2 tRNA genes and 1 rRNA gene are annotated in these 492 nt (G+C 42.9%); all 3 read right to left on the reverse strand.

Going from position 1 to position 492, the window contains the following annotated elements:
- Positions 1-140: 140 nt before the first annotated feature.
- Positions 141-216: transfer RNA gene (locus tag H5187_RS23970), tRNA-Ala, on the reverse strand.
- Positions 217-262: 46 nt separating this feature from the next.
- Positions 263-339 (reverse strand) — tRNA-Ile (locus H5187_RS23975).
- A gap of 76 nt (positions 340-415) precedes the next feature.
- Positions 416-492: ribosomal RNA gene (locus tag H5187_RS23980) — 16S ribosomal RNA — on the reverse strand; the annotation flags it as partial.

The following is a 492-nucleotide window of genomic DNA, read 5'->3' on the forward strand; positions in this document are numbered from 1 at the left end:
TGTTATTCATACGAATTTTATTATCAGCTTTTCCAAATTTTTAAAGAGCAAGAGATACAAAAACCTCTCAAAATTAAACACACTCTATTCTCAGGCGATTAAGCTGCCCGATAAAAGAATATTTATTTTTAAGAAGTAAGTGGTGGAGCTAAGCAGGATCGAACTGCTGACCTCCTGCGTGCAAGGCAGGCGCTCTCCCAGCTGAGCTATAGCCCCACATATGCTGGTACTTATTGTTTGATTACCGACTTCGTTGAAGAAGTGGTGGGTCTGAGTAGATTTGAACTACCGACCTCACCCTTATCAGGGGTGCGCTCTAACCAACTGAGCTACAGACCCAAACAATAAGTGTTTGTTCTCTTTACAATAACAATCATCTGTGTGGACACTACGAACAAATAAGTTCTAAATCGTATAAGGAGGTGATCCAGCCCCAGGTTCCCCTAGGGCTACCTTGTTACGACTTCACCCCAGTCATGAATCACTCCGTGG

Source organism: Pseudoalteromonas sp. SG44-1 (assembly GCF_014164315.1).
GTDB lineage: Bacteria > Pseudomonadota > Gammaproteobacteria > Enterobacterales > Alteromonadaceae > Pseudoalteromonas > Pseudoalteromonas rhizosphaerae.